1 tRNA gene and 1 rRNA gene are annotated in these 348 nt (G+C 39.4%); both read left to right on the forward strand.

The features are described from left to right. Positions 1-151 precede the first annotated feature (151 nt). Positions 152-268, forward strand: a 5S ribosomal RNA gene (gene rrf, locus KGF46_RS19815). Between the two features lie 7 nt (positions 269-275). Continuing rightward, a tRNA-Asn gene (locus tag KGF46_RS19820) sits at positions 276-347 on the forward strand. The last annotated feature ends 1 nt before the right edge of the window (position 348 follow it).

Raw genomic sequence — 348 nt, forward strand, 5'->3', positions numbered from 1 at the left:
GTCGAGGACTTGACCAATATTTATTTGATGTTCATTAATTAAAATATATATGTAGTTTTTAGAGTGTTAACTCTAAAAAAGTATGAAAAAAGTATTGACAAAAATAACAAAAAATGTTAATATTATACTTGTCCTAGCAACAAGAAAGAAATGTGGTTATAATAGCAGAGAAGATACACCTGTTCCCATTCCGAACACAGAAGTTAAGTTCTCTAGCGCTGATGGTACTTGGTGGGAAACTGCCTGGGAGAGTAGGACATAGCCACGTTAGATGTTCCAAGGTAGCTCAACGGTGGAGCAACCGGCTGTTAACCGGTAGGCTGTGGGTTCGAGCCCCACCCTTGGAGC

Origin of the sequence: Clostridioides sp. ZZV14-6153, from assembly GCF_020657855.1 — a bacterium.
In the GTDB taxonomy this organism is placed as follows: Bacteria; Bacillota; Clostridia; order Peptostreptococcales; family Peptostreptococcaceae; genus Clostridioides.